Origin of the sequence: Streptomyces sp. NBC_01485 (genome assembly GCF_036227125.1) — a bacterium.
Taxonomy (GTDB): Bacteria; Actinomycetota; Actinomycetes; order Streptomycetales; family Streptomycetaceae; genus Streptomyces.
Genome location: NZ_CP109435.1, coordinates 4,595,895 through 4,622,205, shown reverse-complemented (window position 1 = coordinate 4,622,205; position 26,311 = coordinate 4,595,895). Strand labels below are relative to the sequence as shown.

General features: G+C 71.5%; 27 protein-coding genes, 1 tRNA gene and 4 pseudogenes. 12 read left to right on the top strand and 20 right to left on the bottom strand.

The genetic code is table 11. From position 1 onward, the window contains the following. Window positions 1-17: 17 nt before the first annotated feature. Complete coding sequence (locus OG352_RS21075) at window positions 18-2,534, bottom strand: MFS transporter (RefSeq protein ID WP_329218901.1); 2,517 nt, start codon at window positions 2,532-2,534, stop codon at window positions 18-20. A gap of 40 nt (window positions 2,535-2,574) precedes the next feature. Then, window positions 2,575-3,108 carry a MarR family winged helix-turn-helix transcriptional regulator gene (locus tag OG352_RS21070; protein WP_329218900.1) on the bottom strand — a complete coding sequence of 178 codons (534 nt, stop codon included), beginning with the start codon at window positions 3,106-3,108 and terminating at the stop codon, window positions 2,575-2,577. A 242-nt stretch (window positions 3,109-3,350) separates the two neighbouring features. On the opposite strand from OG352_RS21070, the gene OG352_RS21065 reads away from it, so the two are divergent. Continuing rightward, entirely contained in the window at window positions 3,351-3,989 is a 639-nt protein-coding gene (locus tag OG352_RS21065; protein WP_329218899.1) for a DUF7003 family protein, read from the top strand. A 155-nt stretch (window positions 3,990-4,144) separates the two neighbouring features. Next, a complete protein-coding gene (locus OG352_RS21060) occupies window positions 4,145-4,342 on the top strand; it encodes a hypothetical protein (protein ID WP_093780956.1) in 198 nt (65 codons plus the stop codon). A gap of 777 nt (window positions 4,343-5,119) precedes the next feature. Here the strand turns inward: OG352_RS21060 and OG352_RS21055 are convergent. The 4 genes from OG352_RS21055 to OG352_RS21040 form a co-directional block, all read right to left on the bottom strand. After that, complete coding sequence (locus OG352_RS21055; protein ID WP_329218896.1) at window positions 5,120-6,025, bottom strand: RNA polymerase sigma factor SigF; 906 nt, start codon at window positions 6,023-6,025, stop codon at window positions 5,120-5,122. Window positions 6,026-6,410: 385 nt separating this feature from the next. Continuing rightward, window positions 6,411-7,307 carry an RNA polymerase sigma factor SigF gene (locus OG352_RS21050; protein WP_329218895.1) on the bottom strand — a complete coding sequence of 299 codons (897 nt, stop codon included), beginning with the start codon at window positions 7,305-7,307 and terminating at the stop codon, window positions 6,411-6,413. Between the two features lie 207 nt (window positions 7,308-7,514). After that, on the bottom strand, window positions 7,515-7,808 hold the full coding sequence (locus tag OG352_RS21045) for a Dabb family protein (protein ID WP_329218894.1): 294 nt from the start codon (window positions 7,806-7,808) through the stop codon (window positions 7,515-7,517). A 42-nt stretch (window positions 7,809-7,850) separates the two neighbouring features. Continuing rightward, window positions 7,851-8,027 carry a hypothetical protein gene (locus OG352_RS21040; RefSeq protein WP_329218893.1) on the bottom strand — a complete coding sequence of 59 codons (177 nt, stop codon included), beginning with the start codon at window positions 8,025-8,027 and terminating at the stop codon, window positions 7,851-7,853. A gap of 187 nt (window positions 8,028-8,214) precedes the next feature. On the opposite strand from OG352_RS21040, the gene OG352_RS21035 reads away from it, so the two are divergent. Further along, complete coding sequence (locus OG352_RS21035; RefSeq protein ID WP_329218892.1) at window positions 8,215-8,508, top strand: PLD nuclease N-terminal domain-containing protein; 294 nt, start codon at window positions 8,215-8,217, stop codon at window positions 8,506-8,508. Here OG352_RS21035 and OG352_RS21030 read toward each other — a convergent pair. From OG352_RS21030 to OG352_RS21015, 4 genes are all read right to left on the bottom strand, one after another. After that, window positions 8,503-8,587 (bottom strand) — tRNA-Ser (locus OG352_RS21030). The genes OG352_RS21035 and OG352_RS21030 overlap by 6 nt on opposite strands. A 68-nt stretch (window positions 8,588-8,655) precedes the next feature. After that, window positions 8,656-9,087 carry a tRNA adenosine(34) deaminase TadA gene (gene tadA, locus OG352_RS21025; protein ID WP_329218889.1) on the bottom strand — a complete coding sequence of 144 codons (432 nt, stop codon included), beginning with the start codon at window positions 9,085-9,087 and terminating at the stop codon, window positions 8,656-8,658. A gap of 86 nt (window positions 9,088-9,173) precedes the next feature. Next, entirely contained in the window at window positions 9,174-9,725 is a 552-nt protein-coding gene (locus OG352_RS21020; RefSeq protein ID WP_329218887.1) for a tRNA adenosine deaminase-associated protein, read from the bottom strand. Window positions 9,726-10,058: 333 nt separating this feature from the next. After that, entirely contained in the window at window positions 10,059-10,247 is a 189-nt protein-coding gene (locus OG352_RS21015; protein ID WP_329223906.1) for a hypothetical protein, read from the bottom strand. A 229-nt stretch (window positions 10,248-10,476) separates the two neighbouring features. On the opposite strand from OG352_RS21015, the gene upp reads away from it, so the two are divergent. After that, window positions 10,477-11,112 (top strand): uracil phosphoribosyltransferase, encoded by a 636-nt coding sequence (gene upp, locus OG352_RS21010; RefSeq protein WP_329218886.1) that lies wholly within the window; start codon window positions 10,477-10,479, stop codon window positions 11,110-11,112. 79 nt (window positions 11,113-11,191) lie between these two features. Here upp and OG352_RS21005 read toward each other — a convergent pair whose 3' ends face one another. Then, window positions 11,192-11,893, bottom strand: a complete 702-nt coding sequence (locus OG352_RS21005) for a LytR C-terminal domain-containing protein (RefSeq protein ID WP_329223905.1) — start codon at window positions 11,891-11,893, stop codon at window positions 11,192-11,194. 159 nt (window positions 11,894-12,052) lie between these two features. Then, window positions 12,053-12,349, bottom strand: a complete 297-nt coding sequence (locus OG352_RS21000) for a type II toxin-antitoxin system VapB family antitoxin (RefSeq protein ID WP_004943146.1) — start codon at window positions 12,347-12,349, stop codon at window positions 12,053-12,055. A gap of 71 nt (window positions 12,350-12,420) precedes the next feature. On the opposite strand from OG352_RS21000, the pseudogene OG352_RS20995 reads away from it, so the two are divergent. Then, window positions 12,421-12,769: pseudogene (locus OG352_RS20995) on the top strand (helicase HerA-like domain-containing protein); the annotation flags it as partial. A 23-nt stretch (window positions 12,770-12,792) separates the two neighbouring features. Beyond that, window positions 12,793-12,945, top strand: a pseudogene (locus tag OG352_RS20990) (helicase HerA-like domain-containing protein); the annotation flags it as partial. 39 nt (window positions 12,946-12,984) lie between these two features. On the opposite strand, the gene OG352_RS20985 reads toward OG352_RS20990, so the two are convergent. From OG352_RS20985 to OG352_RS20970, 4 genes are all read right to left on the bottom strand, one after another. Then, window positions 12,985-13,119 (bottom strand): hypothetical protein, encoded by a 135-nt coding sequence (locus OG352_RS20985; protein ID WP_329218884.1) that lies wholly within the window; start codon window positions 13,117-13,119, stop codon window positions 12,985-12,987. Between the two features lie 46 nt (window positions 13,120-13,165). Beyond that, window positions 13,166-13,480 carry a hypothetical protein gene (locus OG352_RS20980; RefSeq protein WP_329218883.1) on the bottom strand — a complete coding sequence of 105 codons (315 nt, stop codon included), beginning with the start codon at window positions 13,478-13,480 and terminating at the stop codon, window positions 13,166-13,168. Window positions 13,481-13,661: 181 nt separating this feature from the next. Then, window positions 13,662-14,255, bottom strand: a complete 594-nt coding sequence (locus OG352_RS20975) for an HhH-GPD-type base excision DNA repair protein (protein WP_329218882.1) — start codon at window positions 14,253-14,255, stop codon at window positions 13,662-13,664. A 94-nt stretch (window positions 14,256-14,349) separates the two neighbouring features. Beyond that, the gene (locus tag OG352_RS20970; protein ID WP_329218881.1) at window positions 14,350-15,093 is read right to left on the bottom strand and encodes a siderophore-interacting protein; all 744 of its coding nucleotides are present in this window, start codon (window positions 15,091-15,093) and stop codon (window positions 14,350-14,352) included. 76 nt (window positions 15,094-15,169) lie between these two features. On the opposite strand from OG352_RS20970, the gene OG352_RS20965 reads away from it, so the two are divergent. The 5 genes from OG352_RS20965 to OG352_RS20945 all read left to right on the top strand — a co-directional run bounded on the left by OG352_RS20965 (window position 15,170) and on the right by OG352_RS20945 (window position 21,672). After that, window positions 15,170-17,566 carry a penicillin acylase family protein gene (locus tag OG352_RS20965; RefSeq protein WP_329218880.1) on the top strand — a complete coding sequence of 799 codons (2,397 nt, stop codon included), beginning with the start codon at window positions 15,170-15,172 and terminating at the stop codon, window positions 17,564-17,566. Continuing rightward, window positions 17,559-18,167 carry a GNAT family N-acetyltransferase gene (locus OG352_RS20960; protein ID WP_329218879.1) on the top strand — a complete coding sequence of 203 codons (609 nt, stop codon included), beginning with the start codon at window positions 17,559-17,561 and terminating at the stop codon, window positions 18,165-18,167. Before OG352_RS20965 ends, OG352_RS20960 begins: the two co-directional genes overlap by 8 nt. A gap of 56 nt (window positions 18,168-18,223) precedes the next feature. Then, window positions 18,224-18,697: a cupin domain-containing protein gene (locus OG352_RS20955; protein ID WP_329223904.1), complete on the top strand. Its 474-nt coding sequence runs from the start codon at window positions 18,224-18,226 to the stop codon at window positions 18,695-18,697. Beyond that, entirely contained in the window at window positions 18,694-19,542 is an 849-nt protein-coding gene (locus tag OG352_RS20950) for an SDR family NAD(P)-dependent oxidoreductase (protein WP_329218878.1), read from the top strand. Before OG352_RS20955 ends, OG352_RS20950 begins: the two co-directional genes overlap by 4 nt. A gap of 174 nt (window positions 19,543-19,716) precedes the next feature. Then, a complete protein-coding gene (locus OG352_RS20945) occupies window positions 19,717-21,672 on the top strand; it encodes a copper resistance CopC/CopD family protein (RefSeq protein WP_329223903.1) in 1,956 nt (651 codons plus the stop codon). Between the two features lie 52 nt (window positions 21,673-21,724). On the opposite strand, the gene OG352_RS20940 is transcribed toward OG352_RS20945, so the two are convergent. Together OG352_RS20940 and OG352_RS20935 are read right to left on the bottom strand one after the other, a co-directional pair. After that, on the bottom strand, window positions 21,725-22,195 hold the full coding sequence (locus OG352_RS20940; protein WP_329218877.1) for an acyl-CoA thioesterase: 471 nt from the start codon (window positions 22,193-22,195) through the stop codon (window positions 21,725-21,727). 229 nt (window positions 22,196-22,424) lie between these two features. Continuing rightward, window positions 22,425-23,600 carry a macrolide family glycosyltransferase gene (locus OG352_RS20935; protein ID WP_443072489.1) on the bottom strand — a complete coding sequence of 392 codons (1,176 nt, stop codon included), beginning with the start codon at window positions 23,598-23,600 and terminating at the stop codon, window positions 22,425-22,427. 351 nt (window positions 23,601-23,951) lie between these two features. Between OG352_RS20935 and OG352_RS20930 the strand changes: the two genes are divergently transcribed. Continuing rightward, the gene (locus OG352_RS20930; protein ID WP_329218875.1) at window positions 23,952-25,283 is read left to right on the top strand and encodes a wax ester/triacylglycerol synthase domain-containing protein; all 1,332 of its coding nucleotides are present in this window, start codon (window positions 23,952-23,954) and stop codon (window positions 25,281-25,283) included. Window positions 25,284-25,646: 363 nt separating this feature from the next. Here the strand turns inward: OG352_RS20930 and OG352_RS20925 are convergent. Together OG352_RS20925 and OG352_RS20920 are read right to left on the bottom strand one after the other, a co-directional pair. Then, window positions 25,647-26,039: pseudogene (locus tag OG352_RS20925) on the bottom strand (oxygenase MpaB family protein); the annotation flags it as partial. 46 nt (window positions 26,040-26,085) lie between these two features. Then, window positions 26,086-26,298, bottom strand: a pseudogene (locus OG352_RS20920) (ATP-binding protein); the annotation flags it as partial. Window positions 26,299-26,311: the final 13 nt, after the last annotated feature.

The following is a 26,311-nucleotide window of genomic DNA, read 5'->3' as shown; positions in this document are numbered from 1 at the left end:
CTGCTGCTCGTCGCGTGCTACTCGCCGGGGTGGGCGAGTTCGATGTCGTGGCCGTCGACGCCGGGGCCCGCCACGGTCAGCGCGGTGGCCACCGGCGGGTAGCCGGTCGCGCTGACCGTGTACTCGCCGCCGTCGAGGTCGGCGAAGGCGTACGCCCCGTCCGTGCCGGTGGTGGCCGTGCCGACGACGTTGCCCGCCGCGTCCACGAGCGTCACCCGTGCGTCGCCCAGCGGACCGTGCGGGGCCCGGACGACACCCTGGAGCTGCGCGCCCGCGTCGAGGACGACCTCCGCCCGGGTCACGCCCGTCGCGCCGATCTCGACGGGCAGGGCGCGCGGCCGGAACCCGACGGCGTTCACCGCGACGGTCACCGCGCCCGGCACCAGCTCCGCGAAGGAGAACTCCCCCCGTTCACCGGTGGCAGCGGTGGCCAGCAGATCGCCCCGCACATCGGTGACGATGACCATCGCGCCGTTGACGCCTTCACCCGACCGGGCGGCCCGCACGACACCGCTGAGCCCGCTGGTCCCGCTGAGCAGGATGTCGTACGCGACCGGCTCGCCGTTCACGACGACCGTGGAGGCCTGCGGCTGGAACCCGTCCGCGGAGGCGATCAGCACGTACGAACCCGTACCCGGCGCGTCCAGCGCGTAGGCGCCGTCGGCCTGCGCGACCGACCGGCCGAGCTGCCGTCCGGCGAGCGAGATCAGCGTGACGGCGGCCTGCGGGACGGGCGCGCTCTCCGCACCACGGACGTGTCCGTGGACCGGGATGCCGCCCGTGGAGGTCTGGGAGGAGGCCTGGGGAGTGTCCAGAGGGCTGACCTGGGGACCGACCTGGGCGCTGACCTGGGGGGCCTCGACGGTGACGTCGGCCCAGCTCGGGACCTTCGCCTCCACCTCGGCCGTCGTTCCCTCGGCCGGCGTCCCGTCGGCAGCCGCCTGCGCCATCGCGCCCTTGGTCCGCAACGGGACCTCCTTGATGAACAGGGTGATCAGGAAGGCGAGCAGGGCCAGGGCCGAGGCGATCAGGAAGACGTCCGCGATGCCGTGGCCGTAAGCGCTCTCCATGACCGTGCGCAGCGGCGCGGGCAGCTTGTCCATGTCCGGGATCTCGCTGGAGGAGCTCGAACCGGACGCGAGGGAGGCGTACTTGGGGCCGAGGTCGGCGATGCCGTCCTTGGCGTAGTCGGTGATGCGGTGGGCCATGACCGCGCCCAGCGCCGAGACGCCCATCGCACCGCCGAGGGACCGGAAGAAGGTGACGGTCGAACTGGCCGACCCGAGATCCTTCGGATCCACCTGGTTCTGCGTGGACAGCACCAGGTTCTGCATCATCATGCCGATGCCGAGACCCAGCAGCGCCATGAAGACCGCGGTCTTCCAGTAGTCCGTGTCGTAGCGGATGGTGCCCAGCATCCCGAGGCCCGCCGTGATGAGCACACCGCCGCTGACCAGCCAGGCCTTCCACCTGCCGGTGCGGGTGATGAACTGCCCGGAGACGGTGGAGGAGACGAACAGACCGCCGATCATGGGGATCGTCATGACGCCCGACATGGTCGGCGACTTGTCCCGCGCCAGTTGGAAGTACTGGGCGAAGAACACCGTGCCGGAGAACATCGCGACACCGACGAACATCGAGGCGATGGAGGAGAGCGTGATGGTCCGGTTGCGGAACAGCCGCAGCGGGATGATCGGCTCGGCGGCCCGCGTCTCGACGAACACGAAGACCAGCGCGAGCAGGACCGAACCGGCCACCATCGTGTACGTCTGCCACGACAGCCAGTCGTACTTGTCACCCGCGAAGGTGACCCACACCAGCAGCAGCGAGACCGCGGCCGAGATGAAGAACGCGCCCGCCCAGTCGACCTTGACGTCCCGCTTCACGACCGGCAGGTGCAGGGTCTTCTGCAGCACGATCAGCGCGATGACGGCGAAGGGCACGCCGACGTAGAAGCACCAGCGCCAGCCGAGCCAGCTCGTGTCGGTGATGACACCGCCGAGCAGCGGACCGCCGACGGTCGCCACGGCGAAGGTCGCGCCGAGGTAGCCGGAGTAACGCCCGCGCTCGCGCGGGGAGATCATCGCGGCCATCACGATCTGCGCGAGGGCCGAGAGCCCGCCCACGCCGACGCCCTGGACGACCCGGCAGGCGATCAGCATGCCGGAGTTCTGCGAGAGCCCGGCGGCCGCGGAGCCCAGCACATAGATGACCAGGGCTATCTGGACGAGCGCCTTCTTGTCGTACAGGTCGGAGAGCTTGCCCCAGAGGGGGGTGGTCGCCGTCATCGCCAGCAGGGTGGCGGTCACGACCCAGGTGTACGCGGACTGGCCGCCGCCGAGGTCGCCGATGATCTCCGGGAGGGCGTTCGAGACGATCGTGGACGACAGGATCGCCACGAACATCCCGAGCAGCAGCCCGGAGAGCGCCTCCATGATCTGCCGGTGCGTCATCGGAGCGGCCTCGGCGGAACCGTGCGACCCTCCGCCGTGCTCCGCGTGAGCCCGCACACCGGCCGGTGTGGTCGTAGCCATGAACTTCCTTCTCTTAATTCTCTTAAGTCTGTTGATTCGCTTATGCGGGTGTGCGGGTCGTTCCGGTGGTTCGGCTGCTTCCGGTGCTTCCGGTGGTTCGGCTCGGGTGGGTCCGAGAGGCGTGCGGGTGCGCGGTCGTCGTCGTCCGGGTGTCGCCGAAGCTGGCGCGCAGCCGGGTCATCAGCCGGATCAACTGGCTCACCTCGTCGTCGGTCCAGTCGCCCAGCCGATCCGCCAGCAGGCCGGCGCTGCGCCGGGAGAGCTCGGCGAGCAGGGTGCGGCCCTCGGGGGTGAGGTGCAGGATGCGGGAGCGTTTGTCCGCCGGGTCGGGGGAGCGTTCGATCCAGCCGCGCTCGGCGAGGTGGGCGGCGTACCGGCTGGTCACCGACATGTCCACGGCCAGCAGCTCGGAGAGGTTGCTCATGCGCATGTCGCCGTGCTGTTCGAGCAGGGCCAGGACGGCGGCCGATCCGGCGGAACAGTCGGCCGGCATGATCCGCGCGACCTCCCGCTTCACGGCTCCGACGGCACTGAGCTGACGTGCGAGTTCCTCGTACTGCGCCTGCGCTGCCATCACACCTCCCGAACCCGGCCTAATTTGTTGCTTGGGGCAACCATAAACCGGTTGGTTGCTACAGGCAAATAAAACGGGAAGCGGTGGCCGCAAAAAGTTGGCAAAGGCAAGTATTGCGAAGGTAAATGTGCAGGTGGGGGTAGTGGTTGGGGTTGTGATCGGGGGTGATCGAGCGGTCAGGGCGATCGAGGCGGTCCGGCCGGTCGGGGTCGTGTCAGGGGGCCGCCCTAGGGTGAGGGCCCATGATGACGACCTCGTCGATCCTGGGTCAGCTCGACGCCTCTGCCGACCAGGGGACGTTCCCCGACCTGAACAACGGCTACGTCCACCCGGTCGACGTCCGCCTCCACCTGTTCGGCGACGCCACCCGCTGGGCCCTGCTCGTGGAACTGCTCGGCTACAACCCGCGCGAGGGCAGCCTCGCCGACGTCCTCCACGTCTACGGCAACTGCCTCACGGGGGGCCGGCCCGGGTACGGCACCTTCCTGGACCGGGTGGACAACATGGCGGAGATCGACCCGGAGGGCGACGAGGTGTACGCGGGCGGGGCCCCGGTCATCGTCGACGGAACGGCGCTGACGGTGGCCGCCGACGCCGGAACACCGTTGCAGGACGTGTTCCGGCTGCTGGTCCCCGAGCACCGGGAACTGCTCTTGGCCGACGAGACGGAACTGCGGGCCGAGATCCTCGCCGATCTGCCGGCGCTGCTGCGGCTCGACGAGTGGAACCAGCCCGAGGAGCTGTGGGACGTCCCGCCCGGCACGCACGAGACGTTCAGGCTGCTGGCGGAGGTGCTGAACTCGGGGGACGCGTCCCGCTACCGGCCGACTCTGCCCCCGAACACACATTGGGCGCACTGGCCGGAGGCGGGGACGCTGTAGGGGTTTCCTCAGGTGCCGCTTCAGGTGCTGCTTCAGGGTCCTCTTCGGGTTCGTCTTCACGGGTTTCCGCCAGGTTCCTGTGTCGACCCCTGTGACGACCCGTGAAGCGACCCCCACTTGGGCCGCCCGGCCCGTTTTCGCTAGTGTCTCGGCCCATGGCCAACACCCAGAACCCCCAGGGCAACCCCGACCCCGCAGGCAGCACCCAGATGTTCCGCGCGTTCGTCGACGAGGGCGCCCCCCGGGCCGCCCAGCCGGCTCCCGCGCCGGCCGGTCCCCGCATCGGCCTGATCGTCGGCATCGTCGCCGCCGTAGTGATCGTCGCGGCGGTCGCCTGGCTCGCGCTGAAGTAACTCCCCCTTCCCGCGCCCCTACCTAGCCCTCGCCCTCCCCCACACCCCCTCCTCACTCCCACCGCACCGACACGTCCCGCGTCCACGGACACCCTCCAGCTCTTCTCCTCGCGTACGCCGGCGGCGATCGGCATCGGGAGCGGGGCCGTCGACTCGCGGGTCGCCCCGTCGATGCCGAGCGCCTCGACGGCATGGGTCCCGAAGGCGACCGTGCCGGAACACACTGCTGTGCCACCGGAGTTGTGGAGGGTGAAGGTGACGTCCTCGCGCCATCGCTGATCCGTGCCCGCACGGACGGGCTCACTCACGGCGAGGTCGGCCGGTTCACCGCACGCGCCGGACGGGCTGGTGACGGTGGGTGTGGGGGGTGGCCGTCGGGAGACTCGGCGTGGCTGGCACAGCCACCTTCGCGGCCAGGGTCGGGCCGTGGCCGAGGCCGCAGTAGCCCCCGCCTCGGCCCTCGCCGTGTCCTGCGCTGCCGCCGCCCCGGAAGAGGGCTTCCCCGCAGGGGAGTTGCTCTCCTCATCCAGCGGTATGAGCCGCACCGACCGCGACGTAGTCGCCTCCACGGCCGTCAACCCCCGCACCCGGCCAGCAGTCCCGCAGCCCCCACCACCGCCATCACGACGGCGGCCGCCGACGCGCCCCATGAGGCGCCCCGGCGGCCACATGCCCGCCTCGGACTTCGCATCACGTCAGTGTTATTGACGCTCCGTCAGGAAAGAAGCCCCAGGATCCAGGATCCAGGAACCAGGATCAGGTCGAGTCGACGACGATCTAGTCGGAGATCAGGCCCTCGCGCAACTGGGCCAGCGTCCGGGTGAGCAGACGTGACACGTGCATCTGGGAGATGCCGACCTCCTCGCCGATCTGGGACTGCGTCATGTTGGCGAAGAAGCGCAGCATGATGATGCGGCGCTCGCGCGGCGGCAGCTTGGCCAGCAGCGGCTTCAGGGACTCGCGGTACTCCACGCCCTCCAGCGCCGTGTCCTCGTAGCCGAGGCGGTCGGCCAGGGAGCCCTCGCCGCCGTCGTCCTCGGGCGCCGGGGAGTCCAGGGAGGAGGCCGTGTACGCGTTGCCGACCGCGAGGCCGTCGACCACGTCCTCTTCCGACACGCCCAGGACAGTGGCCAGTTCGGCGACCGTCGGGGAGCGGTCCAGCTTCTGGGAGAGCTCGTCGCTGGCCTTGGTGAGGGCGAGGCGCAGCTCCTGCAGTCGCCTCGGCACGCGCACCGACCACGACGTGTCGCGGAAGAAGCGCTTGATCTCGCCCACGACCGTCGGCATCGCGAACGTCGGGAACTCCACGCCGCGTTCGCAGTCGAAGCGGTCGATCGCCTTGATCAGGCCGATGGTGCCGACCTGGACGATGTCCTCCATCGGCTCGTTGCGCGAGCGGAAGCGGGCCGCCGCGTAGCGCACGAGGGGGAGGTTGAGCTCGATGAGGGTGTCCCGGACGTACACGCGCTCGGGGCTGTCCTCGGCGAGCGTGGCCAGTCGCAGGAACAGGGAGCGGGACAGGGTGCGGGTGTCGATGGCCCCCGTGGCCGTGGTGAGTGCCGGGGCCTGTGCGGCCTCGGGGGCTGTGACGTCGTCGAGCACGTCGGGCTCTACAGGCACGACGGGCGCGGACTCGCTCTTCGTGAGCATGAGCACCTTCGAGCTGCCCTGATCTGCGGACATGCCACCCCCTTTGGGTCGCGGGACGGTCGTGGCGAACATTCCCGCTTGAGGAACGTCAGCCTTCACCTGAATACCGGAGCCGAAGCCCCGGCAAACGCGCTTCCGGCAGAATGTCACATGTCGGCAACACGCTGTAGTGACATGTCGACATGTCAGTGACGAATCGGCCCTGGAAAGAGGGGGTGTGACGTTATTTCAGCGCAGATCTGTCGGGAACAACCCCGATGAGCGATTCGCTCCTACCGGTGACATCTCGCTCGCGCATGCGATCCCCGATCGAGCGACGCCTAGAGCACGCGGTGAGCACGCCTGAAGCGCGTCCAGAGCGCGCCTGGAGCACGTCCAGGGCATGTGCCGGCTCACGCCTGGAGCACCACGTCCCGGCTCACGCCTCGATGCGGTTCGCCGAGCGCAGTCGCTGGAAGCTACGCGCGAGTAGCCGGGACACGTGCATCTGGGAGACGCCGAGTTCCGCGCTGATCTGGGACTGCGTGAGGTTGCTGTAGTAGCGCAGCAGCAGGATGCGCTGTTCGCGCTCCGGGAGTTGGACCAGGAGGTGGCGGACGAGGTCGCGGTGCTCCACGCCGTCCAGCGCCGGGTCCTCGTAGCCGAGGCGGTCCAGCAGGCCCGGCAGCCCGTCGCCCTCCTGGGCGGCTTCCAGGGACGTCGCGTGGTACGACCGTCCGGCCTCGATGCAGGAGAGCACCTCGTCCTCGCCGATGCGCAGCCGCTCGGCGATCTCGGCCGTCGTCGGGGTGCGCCCGAAGGCGGTCGTCAGATCCTCGGTCGCGCTGTTCACCTGCACCCACAACTCGTGCAGCCGGCGCGGCACGTGGACCGTGCGGACGTTGTCGCGGAAGTACCGCTTGATCTCGCCGACGACCGTCGGCATCGCGAACGTCGGGAACTGCACGCCCCGGTCCGGGTCGAACCGGTCGATGGCGTTGATCAGGCCGATGGTGCCGACCTGGACGACGTCCTCCATCGGCTCGTTGCGGGAGCGGAAACGGCCGGCCGCGTAGCGCACGAGCGGGAGGTTGGCCTCGATGAGCGCCCCGCGCACCCGGTTGTGCTCCGGCGTGCCCGGCTGGAGCACCTTGAGCTCGCCGAAGAGCAGTTGGGTCAGCGCCCGGGTGTCGGCGCCGCGGCGCCGCTCGGGCGCCGGGGCGGCTTCCGGGACGGTCTCCGCGGCGGCCTCCGGGACGGTTTCCAGGGCGGGCGCCGGAGCGGGTGCCGGGGGTGCCTCGTGCTGAGGCGGCGCAGTACTGGCCGACACGGTCAACGCCACCTCTTCGTCAGATCACCATCGGTCAACTCATCCGTCAAAAGCGGTCATAGCATCACAAGACATGTGCACTGTGTGCAAGCACCCCATAACGCCGTGTTGAGGGAGAAGTTGGGGTATTGATCATGAATCAGGATGCACAAAAGCCCCCCATCGTTCCGGCGGAGGGCTTGAGTGCTGCCGAATGCTGGCGCGTGGGACGGCTCAGAACTCGTAGTCGGCGACCACCCAGGTGGCGAACTCCCGCCACAGGGCGACACCCGCCTGATGGGCCGGGTGCTCGAGATACCGCTTCAGCGCGTCCGCGTCCTCGACGGCCGAGTTGATCGCGAAGTCGTAGGCGATGGGGCGGTCGCTGATGTTCCAGCCCAGCTCCCAGAAGCGCAGTTCGTCGATCTGGCCGCCCAGCGCCCGGAAGGCCGCCTCGCCCCGAACGACCCGGGGATCGTCGCGCTCGACGCCCTCGTTGAGCTTGAAAAGGACCAGGTGGCGGATCATGAACACTCCCAGTGCGTACGACGGCCTCGGCGACGCCCCCGGCTACCGCGCCCCGTCGGCCAGCCAGGTGAAGAAGTCTCCGACGGCCTTGGCGGCGTCCGATATGCCCTGGAAGCCTATCTGGACGTAGTCCGCCGCCTTCGCGGGGTCCGTGATGATCACATAGAGCACGAAGACCACGAGTACGTAGACGGCGATCTTCTTGGCGTTCACCGCCACCTGGCCTCCCCTGTTGTGCCCACTTGGGCCCCTGTTGCCGGCGGTGAGTGTAACCGCCAGTCCGATTTTCACACTGCTTTTGAACATCCACGGCGCGTTCGTGAACCGATCGGGGGTGCTCGTCCGATGAAGGGATGAAGGCCGCCGCCCGGAGGCGGGCGAAGTGGGCGAGAAGGAGAGAAGACGCATGCTGGAGCAACTGCTGACCGCCGTTCCGATGGTCCTCGTAGCCGTGCTGAACCTGGGGGCGTTGCTCAACTGCGTCCGCACACCCGCCGAGCGCGTCCGCTACGTGCCGAAGCTGCTGTGGCTGCTCTTCATCCTCAGCACCTCGCTCATCGGCGCCCTCGCCTGGCTGTACCTGGGCAAACGCCCCAAGCCAAGCGAGAGCCTGCCGCACGAGACCATGCCGAGCGAGAACATACGAAGCACGACAAAGGGCCCGGCTCATCGAGCCGGACCCTTGGTCCACCAGCGGTAGCGGAGGGATTTGAACCCTCGGTGACTTGCGCCACACTCGCTTTCGAGGCGAGCTCCTTCGGCCGCTCGGACACGCTACCGAGAGAGACCTTACAACAAGGTGAGCCCCGGTTTGAAATCGGTATTCGGAGGGGGGATCAAAGGGGGATCAGCGGTCGCGGAAGAACTCCGTGAGGAGCCCCGCGCACTCCTGCGCGAGGACGCCCTCGACGACCTCGGGGCGGTGGTTGAGGCGTCGGTCGCGGACGACGTCCCAGAGGGAGCCGGCCGCGCCCGCCTTGTCGTCGCGGGCGCCGTAGACGACCCGGTCCACCCGGGACTGCACGAGTGCGCCCGCGCACATCGTGCACGGTTCGAGGGTCACGACGAGTGTGCAGCCGGTCAGCCGCCACTCGCCGAGCTTCGCGGCGGCCCGCCGGACGGCGAGCACCTCCGCGTGGGCCGTCGGATCGCCGCCCGCCTCACGTTCGTTGTGGCCGGCGGCGAGGACCGTCGTGCCGTCCGGAGCCAGCAGGACGGCGCCGACCGGGACGTCTCCGCCCCGGGCGGCCAGCCGGGCCTCGTCCAGCGCGAGCCGCATCGCGGCCCGCCACCGGTCGCGTACGGGGTCGGGTGTCCGGCCGCCCCGGTCGTACGCGTCGGGTGTGCTGGATGCGTCGGGTGTGGTCAGCGGACGGTCTCCAGGACCTCCGAGGCGCCCAGGGCCTCGGCGATCTCGGTGACGGCGTCCTCGGACAGCGACTTCAGTTCCTTCTCGCCGACGCCGAGGTCGTCGAGGATGCGGGAGTCGCCGAGCGGGCCGTGCGGCACGATTTCGGCGGAGCCGCCGCCTTCGGGGCCGGCGGAGGCCTCGTCGTCGTCCTCGTTGTTGTCGTTCTCACCGTCCTCGGTGCCGTCGAGGTCGAGGGCGTCCAGATCCGCGTCGTCGGCATCCGGATCCCTTCCGAGCAGTTCGTCGGTGAGCAGGATCTCGCCGTACGAGCTCCGGGCGGCGGCAGCGGCGTCGGAGACGAAGATGCGAGGGTCCTCCTCGCCGTCGATGCGGACGACTCCGAACCAGGAGTCCTCCTGCTCGATCAGCACGAGCACCGTGTCGTCGTCGGGAGAGGCTTCCCGGGCCAGGTCGGCCAGATCCGACAGGGTTTCCACATCGTCGAGCTCTGTGTCGCTCGCTTCCCACCCGTCTTCGGTGCGCGCGAGCAGTGCGGCGAAGTACACCGTGACTCTCCCACTGGTCTTAGGCGTGCCGGTTGGGGATCCCCCCGGCGGAGGTTACGGGCGGAGCGAGAGCTCGGGCTCCGAGCCCCACCCACTCGGAATCGTGGCAGAAACAAGGCGTTCAGGGGACTTCTTCGGCTCCCTGTGTCCGGTGGTTTTGATCGCACGTCCGTGAGCTCGTCCCTGAGTACGTCCGTGCGCGACTCACCAGCACCCGTTGCCGCCACGAGCGGATCGTACGCGGCTTTCCCGCGCGCCACGCATGGCCACCCCCGGGGACACCCGTGACGGTGGCGATCTTCCCCGTATGCCCCAAGTCCCGTACGGCTACGGCTACCAGCGGAACGTGCGCATGCGCATCGCGTGGCGCAGGCGGGCGGTCTTGGCACGGCGCGGCTGGACCCGGTCGCGCAGTTCGCGGGCCTCGGCCAGCTCGCGCAGGAACCGGGCGCGGCGCCGCCGTCGCTCGGCGTCGGACTCGGGCGGCCGTGCCCTGTCCGGCGCCCCGGATGCCTCCGGCATATCCGGCGCGTCGCGGTCGGGCGAGTCGGGCGAGTCGGGCGAGTCGGGCAGCTCAGACATCGGCACACCACCTCGGGTACCCCGGTCCGTCTCCATCCCTTTCTCCCACTTTCCCTCCGACGGGCGGTTTGCCGCCAGTGAACGGCCGAAGCCGAGGGGGAGAGTCGAGGGGGGAGGTTCACTGTGTGTGGGGACGCCGGGTGGGTTCGGCCCGGTTACTGTTGTGGACATGCGTCTCCACGTCGTCGACCACCCCCTGGTCGCCCACAAGCTCACCACGCTGCGCGACCAGCGCACGGACTCCGCGACCTTCCGCCGGCTGGCCGACGAACTGGTCACCCTGCTCGCCTACGAGGCCACGCGGGACGTGCGCACCGAGCAGGTCGACATCAAGACGCCGGTCGCCCCGACCACCGGCGTCAAGCTCTCCTACCCGCGCCCGCTGGTGGTGCCGATCCTGCGGGCGGGCCTCGGCATGCTGGACGGCATGGTCCGGCTGCTGCCGACCGCCGAGGTGGGCTTCCTGGGCATGATCCGCAACGAGGAGACCCTCGAGGCGTCCACGTACGCTACGCGGATGCCGGAGGACCTCTCCAACCGCCAGGTGTACGTCCTGGACCCGATGCTGGCCACCGGCGGCACGCTGGTCGCCGCGATCCGCGAGCTGATCCGGCGCGGCGCGGACGATGTGACGGCCGTGGTGCTGCTCGCCGCCCCGGAGGGTGTGGAGCTCATGGAGCGCGAGCTCGCGGGCTCCCCGGTCACCGTCGTCACGGCGGCCGTCGACGACCACCTCAACGAGCACGGCTACATCGTCCCGGGCCTGGGCGACGCGGGCGACCGGCTGTACGGCTCGGCCGAGTAACTGCCGAGCCGCCACGGCGTGACCGCGCCGTGGCCACGGCGCGGCCGGGTAGCGGGGAGTCGCTGAGCGAGAAGGCCTGTCAGCAGGCCTTCTTCGTGTCGGCGCCTGCTGTCGGCTTCGGTGCTGCCAGGGCCGTCAGTGCCTTGGTCGCGTCCGCCTGGCTGGTCAGCGCCTTGAAACCGGTGCCGATGATCAGGTCGACGGTCGGCCCGGTGCGGGCGGCGTCGGTGCGGCGCTCGGCGGTGTTGAGCTGCGTGGCGAGGACCGGTAGCGAGGTGTTCAGGGAGGCCGCGGGGCCGAGCAGTATCCCGGTTCCGGCGACCTTCTTGTCGTACTGCTTGCTGGCGTTGCCCACTTCGCCGATCTTGAAGCCGCGTTTCCTCAGCTCGTCCGCGGTGGTCTTGGCGAGGCCGCTGCGGGTCGTGGCGTTGAAGACGTTCACGGTGATCTGCGCGGGCTTGGGCAGCGTGCCCGTGGCGCCCGTGGCACCGGCGGACGAGGAGGGCGCGGGGCCCGCCTTGGCGTTTTTCGCGTTGTTCGTAGCGTTCGCGGCGTTCGCGGCGTTTTTCGTAGCCTTGGTGGCCTTCGTCGAGCAGTCGGCACCGGCAGCCGTGGCTGTCCCTCCGCCGCCCGTGAAGACGTCGATGAGCTGCAGGGTGCCCCAGCCGGCCACGCCGAGCAAGGCGCCGCAGGCTACGACCACGACGCCCAGCCTGCCGCGTCGCCGATGGGGGCGCATGCGGGGGAACTTGTCCCCCGTGATCCGGTATTTACCGCCCATGCCGGGGGGAGTCAGCATGCTCATGGGCGCAGCGTAGTGCGCCCGGGACGCCGTGACTAATAAACGATCATCCGACACCGTGCCGGGGCGCGAAAAGAACCCGAACGGGTCAACTCAGCGGGTAGACCCGCTGTTTGCGGCGCTGTCTGGGGCGGAGGGTCAGTCCAGCTCGAGCACGCGCGCGTGCAGCACCTGTCGCTGCTGGAGCGCCGCCCGCACCGCGCGGTGCAGTCCGTCCTCCAGGTACAGGTCGCCCTGCCACTTCACGACGTGCGCGAAGAGGTCGCCGTAGAAGGTCGAGTCCTCCGCGAGCAGGGTTTCCAGGTCGAGCTGCTGCTTGGTGGTCACCAGCTGATCGAGGCGGACCGGGCGCGGCGCGACGTCCGCCCACTGCCGGGTGCTTTCCCGGCCGTGGTCGGGGTACGGCCGGCCGTTTCCGATGCGCTTGAAGATCACACGGAAAGCCTACCGGTCCTGACGTTCCGGGCGCAGCCATGGAGACGGAGTGCGACGCTGGAAAAGACGTGATGAACAGGGGTAAAACGGAAGGAGAGGCTGCCGATGAGTGAGTCGCCGAGTGCCGCCGGCATCGCCGCCGGGTACGCCTTCACCGGCCCCGCCCTCGACCTGGGCGCCCTGTTGTGGGACGGAGAGCGTCTGCCCGGCGCCCCGGTCCGCATCCCCCTCCCCGTGCTGAACCGGCACGGTCTGGTCGCGGGTGCGACCGGCACCGGAAAGACCAGGACGCTCCAGTTGATCGCCGAACAGCTCTCGGCGCAGGGCGTGCCCGTCTTCCTCGCGGACGTGAAGGGCGACCTGTCCCGGGTGTCGGCGCCCGGGGCGGCGAACGGCAGGGTGCGGGGGCGAGCGGAGGACCGACGGAGACCAAGGCACCGAAGGCGACAAAGGGCCGGGAGCCGGAGAAGGAACGGTCCGTCGTCGAACAGGTCGTCGGCAGCGGCATGTTCAAGTCCCTCGCCCGTTCCGTCGGGACGCAGATCGGCCGTGAGATCACCCGTTCCCTGTTCGGTACGGCCCGGCGGAGGCGGTAGACCGGCGGGTGTCCGCCGGGTGCCGCCTCCGCCGACCGGTCAGCGGTCCCGCTTCTTTTCGGGCTGCTGCGGACTCGGTTCCTGCACCTGTACCTGCACCTGCGGTTTCGGTGTGTTGCGGACGGCCTCCGCGCGCAGCAGGGCGCGCAGGACGGCGTACGGGTCGGTGGGCATGGCTGTGCTCCTTGCGTCGTACTGACGGACCTCGGGGCGGGGCCGGTCAGCAGCGCAGGACCACGGTGCGCAGGACGTGCAGGGCGTACGACGGGCTCGGCGGCGCGGGGAGCGGCCGGTCCGCCGGGACCCCGGGCGCCGGGGCCGGGAGCGGCGCGGGGCGCAGGGGTGCGGCGGGGCGGTGGGCGCAGGGGGCGGGTCGCAGCACCGGTTCGACGACGTCGTACTCGGCGAACTCGGCGGCGGCGACCGGCTTCGCGGAGACCTCGGCGGGCGCGCCCGGCACCAGCAGGGCGAGGAGCATGACGAGTACCCGCAGCCAGGCGCGGCTGCGGGGGTGCATGCGTGCGGTGCTGCCCATGGCAGGTCATCTCCCCGCGACACGCCCGCCGTTCAGCACGCGGGCCGCGAGAATCACCTGTTCGGAGCAGGGGTGCGGGGGCGTGTTCAGCGGGGCGGAGGGTGCGCGGACGGCTGCGCGGACCCTGGCGGGCCGCACCGCACGACTTCCCTCAGCGGTCGCTTGCCTGCCCCGTGGCCGCTCAGCCCTTGGCGGCCTTCGCCGCCTTCGCCGCCGCCTTCATCTCCTGTTTGTGGGCTCGTACCTTCGTCAGGGACTCCGGGCCGGTGATGTCGGCGACCGAGCGGAAGGACTTCGGTTCGCCGTAGGGGCCGGCGGCCTCACGCCAGCCTGTGGGGCGTACGCCGAGTTGCTTGCCCAGCAGGGCCAGGAAGATCTGGGCCTTCTGCTTGCCGAAGCCGGGCAGGTCCTCAAGGCGTTTGAGCAGCTCCTTGCCGGTGCTCACGCCGCTCCAGACGGCGCCGGCGTCACCGTCGTAGTGCTCGACGAGGTACTGGCAGAGCTGCTGGACGCGCTTGGCCATGGAGCCGGGGTAGCGGTGCACGGCCGGCTTCTCGGAGAGGAGCGCGGCGAAGGCCTCCGGGTCCTGGGCGGCGATGACGTGCGCGTCGAGGTCGTCGGCGTCGAGGCGGTCGGCGATCGTGCGGGGGCCCTTGAACGCCCACTCCATCGGAACCTGCTGGTCCAGCAGCATCCCGACCAGCGCGGCGAGCGGGGAGCGCCCGAGGAGTTCGTCGGCCTCGGGGTCCTGGGAGAGGTGAAGGGTGACGTCCATGCGTCGATGATCCCGCCTGCGCCGTCGCCTCGCGCGTCACGCCCCCCGGCTCGCGTGCAGCGCCCCCGGTTCCATGGGCCTGCCCGCCACACCCTCAGCTTGCGCGCCAGTACCCCAGTGCGTGCACGCGCTCCTTGGGGACGGCCAGTTCCTTGCGCAGGTAGGCCGTCAGGGTCCGGGTGGTGAGGGTGTCGCAGGCGATCCAGATGTACGGGTCGGGGGTGGCCGTCAGGAGGGCGGGGAGTTCCGCCTTCACGCGTTCGACGAGGCCCGCGCCTCCGTCGCGGCGGGGCACGTGCCGTATCTCGTGGCGGGCGGGGTCGGTCCGGAAGGGGAGGCCGTCCGTGCCGTCTGGGGAGCCCTCGAACCAGACGGTCGCCGGGGCGGAGCCGAGCGCGCCCTCGTCCGGGCCGAGCAGGGAGTTGATGGCGGGCAGGGAGGCCGGGTCGCCGATCACGAGGACGTGGGAGGGGGCCGGGGCGGGCGGTTCGAAGCCGGTGCCCTGGACGGTCGCCTCGATGGTGTCGCCGGGCTTCGCGGCCCGTGCCCAGTCGCTGGCGGCGCCCTCGTGCAGGGCGAACTCCAGGCTGAAGGCGCCGGCCGCCGGGTCCGGATCGACCAGGGTGTAGGCCCGCTGGTGCGGTTTGCCCGCGTTGTCGAACCAGAGCCGGACCCAGATCGTCGGGTGGACCCCGGTGGTGGCGAGCAGCCCGCCGTCGGTGAGGTGCAGCCGGCGGTAGTCGCCGGTGACCTCCTCCACCCCCGTGACGGTGAGTGTGAAGTCCTTCGCGCGCATCAATTTGAGGACCGCGCCCTCCCAGCCCCGCCCCTGCGCCATGACCTCTTCACCCCTTGTGTACGATTCCGGCAACTTACTTAGGCAAGGCTAACCTAAAGCGAAGATGGGGCACAGGGTGACCACCGAGATCTACCGTGACGCCTGGGGCGTTCCGCATCTGCGGGCCGACAGCGCCCGCGCGCTCGCCCGTCTCCAGGGTCTGGTCACCGCCCGCGACCGCGCCTGGCAACTGGAGGTCGAACGGCACCGCGCCCGGGGCACCTCGGCCTCCTTCCTCGGCCCCGAAGCCCTCCCCTGGGACCGTTTCGTACGCCGCGCCCGCCTCGACGACACGGCGAGACGCTGCTTCGACGAACTGGAGAGACGGGACCCGGAGACGGCGGACTGGGTACGGGCGTACGTCGACGGCGTCAACGAGGGGCTGACGGCAGCAAAAACCCCAGAGCAGACCGCCCAACAAGCCCCGGGCCAAGCGCCCGACCAAGCCGTCGGCCAAGCCCCGGGCCAAGCCACCGGGCAAGTCCCAGGCCAAGCCCCGGGCCAAGCCACCGGGCAAGTCCCAGGCCAAGCCCCGGGCCAAGCCACCGGGCAAGTCCCAGGCCAACCCTCCGGGCAAGCCGCAGGCCAACCCTCCGGGCAAGCCGCAGGCCAACCCTCCGGGCAAGCCGCAGACCGAACCTCCGGCCAATCTCCCGACCAAACCCCCTGCCAAGCCCCCGAGTTCGCGCGGGTCGGGCTCGTGCCCGGGCGTTGGGAGCCTTGGACCCCGCTGGCCGTCTGGCTGGCCACGCACATCCTGTTCGCCGGGTTTCCCGCCAAGCTGTGGCGCGAGGAGGCCGCCCGGCATCTCGGCCCCGAGGCGGTCGGTCTGTTCGCCGCCGACGGACCCGGCACCTCCGGCAGCAACGGCTGGCTGGTGAGCGGCGCCCGGACGGTCACCGGGCAGCCGGTGATCGCCGGCGACCCGCACCGCTTCATCGAGGACCCCGGCGTCTACCAGCAGATCCGCCTGGCCTGCGACGAGTTCGACGTCGTAGGCCTCGCCGTCCCCGGTGTCCCCGGCATCGCGCACTTCGGCCACACCGGCACGGTCGCCTGGGCCATCACCAACGCCATGGCCGACTACCAGGACCTCTACCGCGAACGGCTGCGTCGCACGGGCGCGGGCGTGGAGGCCCTCGGCCCCGACGGCACCTGGCGGCGGGTCGCCCGGCACACCGAACTCGTGCGCGTCGCAGGGGAGAAGACCGCCGAGGTCGAGATCCTGGAGACGGAACGCGGGCCGGTGATCGCCGGTGGTCCGGAGGGCCTCGACGACGGGACCCCGGACGACGGCCCCCCGCTCGCCCTGAGCCTGCGCCACCCGCCCCGCGTCACCGGCGACCTGGGGTTCGGCGCGCTGCTGCCGCTGCTCCGGGCCCGCCGGGTCGCCGACGTGGACCGCGCCCTCGACCTGTGGGCCGAGCCCGTCAACGTCGTCCAGGCCGCCGACACCGAGGGCGGCCTGCTGCACCGGGTCGCGGGCCGGGTGCCACAGCGCGCGGCGGCCAACGGCACCCGGCTGGTGCCCGCCTGGGAACCCGGCCACGAGTGGACCGGCTGGCACGAGACGCCCCGCGCGGGACTGGCCGACGGCGTTGCCGTGATGGCCAACCAGCGTGGCCCGGCAGGGGAGTTGGGCGTCGAGTTCGCCCCGCCGCACCGCGCCGACCGCATCCGGGCGCTGCTGGCGGAGAAGCGCGCCTGGACCGCGTCCGACATGCCGGCCCTCCACATGGACACGTATCTCGCCTCCGCAGCCCCCCTGTTGGACCACCTGGCCGCCCTCGGCGACCTGACCGGACCGGCCGCTGGACTCCGCGATCGCCTGCTGCGCTGGGACCGCCGTATGGACGCCGACAGCCGGGAGGCGGCCGGGTTCGCCGTCCTGCGCAGCGCCCTCGTCCGCCGCCTCGCCGCGCACCCGGCCTTCGCCGCCCTGACGGCCCCGCCCGCCTACCCGGAGGTCTTCCTCCCCTGGCTGGCGCTCCTCCCGCGCATCGGCTTCGCCCTCGAACACCTGCTGCGCGCCGAGGAGTTGTTCGGGATCGACCGGCCGGCACTCGTCCGGGAGGCCCTGGAGGAGGTCGCCGCGCAGGCCCAGGTCCAGGCCCAGGTCCAGGCCCAGTCGCAGCTGTCCGGCCGCTGGGGCGACACCCACCGCCTCGCCCCCTGGCGGGCACTCCCCGACGCCTCGGACCAGGCGGCCCCGGCCCTCTCCGGCGACCACGACTGTGTGCTGTGCACCTCGGCCGTGCCCGGCTGGACCGACCTCGCCGCGCGTGGCCCGGCCGCCCGTTACGTGTGGGACCTGGCCCGCCGCGAGGACAGCCTGTGGGTCGTCCCGTACGGGGCGTCAGGGCTGCCCGGCCACCCCCACCACCACGACCAGCTCCCTCTGTGGCTCAAGGGCGAACTGGCCCCGGTCGTCACCGACTGGGCACACCTGACGAAGGAGAGCGACGATGTCTGACCCCCGCACACAGAACGCCCATGTGCACGAGCAGGTGGTCGACGGTTTCGGCACCGTCGGCATCCGCCGCCTCGACGCCGAGGGCGACGCCGACGTCGTCCACGCCTGGGTGAGCGAGGAACGGGCCGCGTTCTGGGGCATGAACGGCCTGACGCGGGACCAAGTCGCCGGGATCTACGCCCACATGGACACGCTGGACACCCATCACGCCTTCCTCGCCGAGCTGGACGGCGTCCCGGCAGCCCTCTTCCAGCTCTACGAGCCGACCGCGGACCGGGTCGGCGAGGTCTACGAGGTCGAGCCCGGGGACGTCGGCGTGCACCTGCTCCTCGCGCCGGCGGGCGAGGGGGGCGCGCGGCCGGGCTGGTCGGCGGTGATCATGGGCGCGTTCGCCTCGTACGTCATGATCGGACTGGACCGGCGGCGGGCCGTGGTGGACCCGGACGTACGGCACGAGAAGGCCATCGCCCGGTTCCTGCGGCAGGGCTTCGAGGCGGGACCGGTCGTCACGCTCCCGGAGGTCGACCTGCCGGACGTGTACCTGCCGGAGAAGCAGGCCCAGCTCGCCTTCCTGAGGCGGGAGGTAGCGTTCCCCGGGTGACTCCCCCGATCACCCCCGACACCACCCCTGACGTCACCCCCGACGGGACCCCTGACATCACCCCCGAGGACCTCGTCGCCCACTACGGCCTGGAACCGATCCCCCGCGAGGGCGGCCTGTTCCGCCGTACGTGGGTGGGTCCCGAGGGGCCGGACGGCCGCCCCGCCGGCACGGCGATCGTCGCGCTGGTCACCGTCGGCGACCACTCGGCACTGCACCGCCTGCCCATCGACGAGGTCTGGCACTTCTACCTCGGCGACCCGCTCGAACTGCTGCTCCTCGCCCCCGACGGCACCTCCCGCACGGCCGTGCTCGGCCCGGACGTCCTCGGGGGACAGCAGCCGCAGCTCACCGTGCCCGCCGGCACCTGGATGGGGGCGCGGGTGGTCGCCGGGGGCGCCTGGACCTTCTTCGGCTGCACGATGGCCCCTGGCTTCACCTACGGGGACTACGAACACGGGGACGCGGTCGTCCTGACGGCGCGTTATCCGGACCGCACGCCCCTGATCAGGGAACTGTGCCGGCCATGACGAAGTTGACGAGGCCGACGAGTTCGACCAGTTCGAGGAGTTCGACGACGTTGCTGGCGGGCCAGGTGGCCCTGATCACGGGTGCGGGCGGCGGGATCGGGCGCGGCATCGCGCTGCGGTTCGCGGCGGAGGGCGCGGCGGTGGCGCTGCACTGCCGTACGGCGGTGGCGGCGACGGAGGCGCTGGCGCGGGAGATCGGCGAACGGGCCGTCGTCCTGCCGGGCGCCGATCTGACCGTCGAGGAGGAGTGCCGGCGGCTGGTCGCCGATGCCGCCGAGTGGGGCGCGCAGTGGGGTGCTCAGCGGGGCGCGCAGGAGGGTGCTCGGCGAGACGGCGGCCGGTTGACCGCGCTCGTCAACAACGCGGGCGTACAGCCCGTGCAGCCGTTGCCCGGGATGGCGGCGGCGGACTGGCGGGCGGTCGTGGACACCAACCTGACCAGCGTGTTCGCGTGCACGCAGGCCGCGGCGGAGGTGATGCGGGAGCACGGCGGGACCATCACCCACATCGCCTCCGTCGAGGCGGGGATGCCCGCCCCGGGTCACGCCCACTACTCCGCCGCCAAGGCGGCGGTCGTGATGCACGCGCGGGCGGCGGCGCAGGAGTACGGGGCGTCCGGCATCCGCGTGAACACGGTCTCGCCGGGGCTGATCGACCGGGAGGGCCTGGCCGAGGCCTGGCCGGAGGGGGTACGGCGGTGGCGGGAGGCCGTCGCGGTCGGCCGGCTCGGCCGCCCCGAGGACGTCGGCGACGCCTGCGTGTTCCTGGCCTCGCCGCTCGCGTCCTGGATCACCGGGCACGACCTGGTCGTGGACGGCGGGGTCTCGGCCCGCCCGACGTGGTGAGGGCAGGTGAACCGGATGCTCTGTGCATGCGTACGTATCCCTGAGCACACGAGTCTCGAGTCTCGGCAGTACGGAGCGGTTGACGTGAGCGAAAGGCACGATGGCGGACGGCACGGCGGTGAGCGAGCGGGCGCCGGGCGACACGGCGGCGGCCGAAGGCGGCTTCAGGGGCTGGTGCTGCTGGGCACCGTGCTGGTCCTGCTCCTCCTCGGCGGCGGACCGGCCTCGGCGCACGCGGCCCTTCGCGGCGCCGACCCCGCCGACGGAAGCGTCGTCAAGACGGCCCCCGGTTCCATCACCCTCACCTTCACCGAGTCGGTAGGCCTGCTCGACGACTCCTTCCGCGTCTTCGACCCCGACAACCAGCGGGTGAAGACGGGCAGGGCGGGTCACGCGGACGGCCGCGCCGACACCGCGCGCGTCACCCTGCCCGGCAAGCTCGGCACCGGCACGTTCACCGTGGCGTGGCGGGTCGTGTCGGCGGACAGCCACCCGATCGCGGGCGCCTTCACCTTCTCCGTGGGCGAACCCTCCGCGACCCCGCCGCCCCTGCCCAGCGCCTCCGTGGAGGACCCGGCCACCAGCGGCCTCTTCAACATCGGCCGCTACGTCGCCTACCTCGCCGCGGCGCTGCTCATCGGCACCGCCGCCTTCGTCGCCGTCTGCCGGCCGCCGGACGTCCGGCCGCTGCGCCGGCTGCTGCTGGCCGGCTGGTGGGCGCTCGCCGGATCGACGGTGTTCCTGCTCCTGCTCCGCGCCCCCTACGAGACCGGGACCGGCCCGGCGCAGGCCCTCGACCCGTCCGGCCTGACCCGCACACTGGGCACCCGTCCGGGCCTGGCCCTGGTGGCGCGCCTCGCGCTGCTGGCGGCGGCCGCGGTCCTGCTCCTGCGGCAGCGCAAGCTCCTGGCGGAACGGAACGGGGAGCGGAAGGGGGAGCGGCCGTCGCGCGCGGCGCTTCTGACCGGCGCCGCGCTGGCGGTGGGCCTCGCTCTGACCTGGGCCGCCGCCGAACACGCCTCGGCCGGCATCCAGGTCCCGGCCGCGATGACGTCCTCGGTGCTGCACCTGCTGGCCATGGCGGTGTGGCTGGGCGGACTGACGTCCCTGCTCACCCTGCTCTACCGCGCGTCCGTCCCGTCCCACGTGGTCACCGGCTTCTCCCGGCTGGCCGGCCTGTCGGTGACGGTCCTGGTGGTGACCGGTGTCTACCAGTCCTGGCGCGGCCTCGGCTCCGTGTCCGCGCTGACGGACACGACGTACGGCCGGATCCTGCTCGCCAAACTGGCCGTGGTGACCCTGCTGCTGGCGGCGGGCGCGCGGTCACGCCAGACGGTGACGACGGCGACAAGGACGGCAAGCACGGCAAGGACCACCAGGCAAAGGACGGAGCGGAACGTGACGACCGAGGCGACCGAGACGGCTGAGGCGCTGAAGACAGAGTCCCTCAAGGTGGAGTCGCTCAAGACGGAGTCCCTGAAGGCGGAGGCGCGGGTTCCGGAGCCGGTAGGCGGACCGGCGGATGCTTCGGCACTGCCCGAGAAGCCTGCGGCCGACAACCCCCCGGCGGAGAACGCTCCGGCCGACAAGCCCCCGGCCAAGCAGCCCACGCCCCTCACCCCCGCCGAGGACGCCCACCGCCGGGCACTGCGTCGGTCCGTGCTGGCCGAGGTCGCCGTCTCCGTCGTCGTACTCGTCCTCACGACCGTGCTGACCGGCACTCTTCCGGGCCGGGCGGCGGCCGAGGCGGCGACGGCGGAGCAGTCGGCCGGGCTGCCCGTGGCCTCGGTGACCAACATCCCCTTCGAGATCGACTCCCCCGACGTCGGCGCCGTCCGCGGCAAGGTGCAGGTCACCCTCGACCCGGGCCGGGTCGGCGACAACAGCCTCCAGGCCGTGGTCTACGGCCCCGACGGCGGCTTCGTCAGCGTCCCCGAACTGCGCCTCTCCTTCAGCCTCCCCGACCAGAAGATCGGCCCCATCGACGCCAAGGTCACCGACCGGGGCGGCTACTGGGCCGCCGACGCCGTCAACCTGCCCATCCCCGGCACCTGGGAGATGAAGGCGACGGTGCGGGTGTCGGAGATCGACCAGGCGAGCGAGACGAAGCCGGTACGGATCGTGCGCTGAGGCAGGGCCCGCCCATCACCTTCCTGACGGAGCCCGGATTGATCAGGGCCGGTCAGTGTGCCGGGTCCGGCGGGGTGGCGTGGCGGGCCGCGAGGGCCAGTTCCGCTTCCTCGAGCCGGCGCGAGCAGCGGGCGTCCGGGTCGTAGGCGACGGCCGTGCTGACGCTGGTGCAGAACACCTGCGCGTCGCGCGTGACGCGGCTGGTGAGCCGGAAGGACGAGCGGCGCAGGTCGCCGATGGTCGTGGTGATGGTGACCGGCTCGGGCTGGAGCACGAGCGGTTCCGTGTAGTCGAGCTCGTGGCGTGCGTAGACGAACCGGGGGCGGATCTCCTGCCCGGGCGGCCCGGAGCGCAGGTAGAACATGTCGATGTGGGCGTCCTGGATCATCTCCAGCAGCCGGGCGTTGTTCACGTGCTGCATGGAGTCCAGGTCGCTCATGCGTACCTGGCGGAGATAGAGGTGCGGGCGGCAGTTCGCGGGGCGGGCGGCGGGGATGCCGGTCGGCAGGGCGTGGGTCAACATGTGTCAGTAACTCCTAGGAACGGCAAGGGTTCCGGTCTCCCGGGCCGGTGTTCGGTGCCGGGACTACGGGGCGGCGGCAGCTGCCGGGGTTTACGGGTCCGGGCCTACGGGTCCCGGATACAGGTCCAGGATCACGGGTCCAGGATCACGGGTCCGGGACGACGGGTCCGGGCCTACGGGTCCCGGATTACAGGTCCGGACCACGACGCAGGGACTTACGGGTCCGGGCCTACGGTTGGGGAAGCGCCTGTTCGATCAGGTCGGCCGCGGCGCCCGCCCCGCCCGCCGCCGTGATCTCCCGGCGCATGGCGGACACGCCGGCGCGGATCTCCCGGTCGGACGAGACCCGCAGGACGGCCTCGCGCAGCGCCTCGGGGGTGACGGTCTCGCGGGGCAGATGGACCCCGAGCCGGAGCCGTTCGATCTGGGCGGCGTTGACCCGCTGCTCGGCCATCTGCGGCACCGCCACCAGCGGTACGCCGTAGTACAGGGCCTCCATCGTGCCGCCCATCCCGGCGTGCGTGACGAAGGCGTCCGCGTGGGCCAGCACGGCCAGTTGGGGCACATGCGCATGCACCTCCACGTTGTCGGGGAGCGGCCCGAGCAGCTCGGGCGCGACGGCGGGGCCGACGGACATGACCACATGCCAGGGCAGCTCCGCGAAGGCCTGGACGCAGGACCGGTAGAACTCCGGCCGCCGGGTGAACTGCGAGCCCAGCGAGACCAGCAGCACCGGCAGATCAGGCCGCGGCGGCTGCCACGAACCCTGGTAGGAGCGGTCCGCGAGCGCGGGCCCGACATACGCGACGCGCCGGGCCTCGACGGTGTCCGCCCGGCGCTGGAAGGCGCGCGGGAAGAACGCGACGGCGTGCTCGGGCCGCACCAGCTCGTGGACCCGCGCACCGTCGACCCCCTGCTGCGCGAAGGCGGCCACCAGCTCGCCGAAGCCCTGGACCTGCGGAAGGCCGGGCACGCCGAAGAACTCGGGGACGATGCCGTCGTAGGCGAGATGCGTGGGCGACGCCACGACGGTCGGCACCTGCCAGCGCGCGCCCAGCAGCAGCCCGGCGAAGGCGTAGATGTCGCACACCACGAGGTCCGGACGGTCGCCGCCTGTGCCTGTGCCTGTGCCTGTGCCTGTGCCTGTGCCGTCGACCTCGTCGTCGCCGTACGCGCGGCTCAGCGCGGGCAGGGACGCCAGCGCCACCCGGACGACCCGGGCGAACCCCTCGCCCATGTCCTCCGGCGCGTCCGAGTCGTCCCCCGGGTCCGGGTAGAGCACGGGCTCGGCGCCGGCCGCCTTCACCTGGTGCGCGAAGTCCTCGGTGACGGCGTAACTGACGCGGTGACCGCGGCGTACGAGCTCCTCGACGACCCCCAGCGTGGGATTCACGTGCCCGTGCATCGGAACGTTGAAGACGGCGATGTGCGCGGGATTCGGACGAGTACCAGGCACGACACGCAACTCCTGACCGGCACCGAGCCGGGGCGGGGACTCAAGGACGCGCGTCCGGACGGCGGAAGAGACGGCAGACGCGGAGTCCCGATTAAAGGCGCTCCGACGCCGTTCCTGACCCCAAACCTGCTGGAGTGTCACCCCATCAGGGAGCCCGCACGGCCCCGCGTTGACCCCTGAGAGCGCCGTGGGACCGCCGTGGGACTGCCACACGACCGCCGTGGGACGTGACCGCCGGTCCGGATCGGCCGTTGGGAGTACAGGACGTCGTCGTCCTCAGCCCATGACAGGAGCAGTCTCATGCCCGGATCGCATCTGCCCTTGATGGAGGAGGGGATGGCCCGCTGGCCGTTCGGCCCGCCGAACGCCGGGATCGCCCTGGACTTCGTAGGCGCCCCGCCCGCGCTGGACGAACTGCGGGCGCTGGTCGAGGAACGCTGGAAGGCGCTGCCCCGCCTCACCCAGACCCTGGTCGCGCCCGGCGCCGCCCGCCCGGGCAGCCTGGCCTGGTGGACCGGCCGGCACCGCTGGGCGCGGCGGGACGGCCACGACCTGGCCCAGCAGGTCGACAGCGCGGACGTCACCCTCCGGGACGCGGTGCGGCAGTGGTTCCACACCCCCTTCCCCGCCGACCGCCCGCCGTGGAGCCTGCACCTCCTGCGCGGCGCGACGGAGGGCGAGTTCTCCCTCCTCTTCCGGATGCACCACAGCCTGCTCGACGGCCGCTCCCTGACGACCCTCCTGCGCGCCCTCCTCGACGACGGCGGCCCGCTGGACGGCCCCGCCTCCCTGGCGGTACCCGGCCCCCGCCGACGCATGGTCCGCCCCGACAGCACGGCCGCCGGCGGCCCGCCCGGCCTCCTGACCACGGGACGCGCGGTGCCCCTGCCGCACCAGGGCGCGCGCGAGCCCGCGTACACGGTCGTACGACTACGCGCCGACGTCCTGCGAGCCGCACGCCAAGCCGTCCGTACGGGAGGAACGGAAGGAACGGAAGGAACGGGAGAAGCAGGCTCGACCCGCCCGGCGACCACCAACGAGGTGTTCCTGGCGACGGTCTCCGGAGTACTCCGCTCCTGCCTCGGCTCGGCAGAACAGGTCCCGGCCGAGGTCGGAGCCCCGGGATCACGGCAGGTCTGGCTGTCCGTCCCGGTCGACGAACGCCCCGACGACTGCGGGGAGTTCCTGGGCAACGCGTTCGCCAACGTCCGCGTCCCCGCGCCGGTGACGCTGTCCGACCCGGCGGCCCGGCTGACCGCGTGCACCGGACTGCTCACCACCGTCACCCGCCCCCGGCGCACCTCCGAGAAGCTGGTCGAGGGCACCCTCGCGGTGGTTCCCGGGGCGACCATGGCCCTGGCCGGCGGAAAGATCTTCGCGCCCGCGTACGCCCCGGCGGCCTGCTCCTACGTCCATCTGCGCGAGCACGGTCAGACCCTGGCCGGACGACCGCTGCGCCACCTCACCATCGTCCCCATGGTCCCCCCGGCCGACACGGCCACCTTCGCGCTGGGCGGCTGCACCCAGGGCCACACGCTCAGCGTCGCCACCAACTCGGGCAGCCGGGACGCCGGACTCCTGGCGGAGACGTTCCTCGACGAACTGAAACTGCTCGCGGACGGCGCTCGCTGACGTCGAAGCGGATGCTGTCGGCGAATCCACGGGGGGCGGGGTACCAGTTCCGAGAACGTGACACTCGAGGGGGTAAGTGTCACATTCGCGGAACTGGTACCCCACCCCCGGCACGGACTCACCACGCCCCGGAGACATCCGGCGCGTAGTGCTCCGGCTTGCCGCGTTCGGACGGTGGCGGAAGGTTCCGCGCGGTGTCTCGACCGGCTCGGCGTCCGCCGCGAGTTCACCGCGGGCGCGACGCCAGCCCGCCCGCGCCCGCGGGTGGTAGCGGCGGTCGTGCGGGACGAGCTTGAAGACAGCGCTGATCACCTGGCAGATCCGGCGATGCCGCCGGGCGTCGCGCTGCGACCAGGTGAAGCCGAGCAGGGCGCGGACCTCCGGGTCGTACAGCCCGATGGTGAACCAGACGAAGGTCCGCCCGATCAGCGCACCGGCCGGGCGCCACATCACGTCCGGCAGCCACGGCAGAAACGGCGGCCTCGCGATCCCGGCTATGTCGAGTATGTCCCGGGTGGCCTTGTTGTCCTCCAGTACCTCCGCGCACATGCGCTTCCAGTAGCGCTGGAAGTCCTCCCAGCTCTCCGGCACCGGCCGCATGCTCATGCCGTACATCCGGTACCACTGCACATGCTCGTCGAACAGCCGCCGCTTCTCCGCCTCACCGATGCCGCCGCCGCCCGTGAAGCGCTCCGCGACAAGGACCGTGCTGACGAAGAAGGCGGCGTGCGCCCAGTAGTAGGTGTCGGGATCCAGCGCGTGGTACTGCCGGCCCTGGGCGTCGACGCCCTTTATCCGGTCCCCGCTCCGGGAGGGCGGATCCGGCGACGGCGTCGAGCAGTTCCGTCAGCTCGTCCTCCGCCGTGCCGCCCGCCGCGGTGAAGAAGAGGTACGGCACCTCGGTGCGTCGGGGAAATTCCTCGGCGAGGCTGGACTCGCCGACCCGCCGCCTTCCCCGCATCAGGATGCACTGCCCCGGTTTCGCCGACCCGACGGCATCGTGAACAGCGCACAAGGCGTTCGGGCAT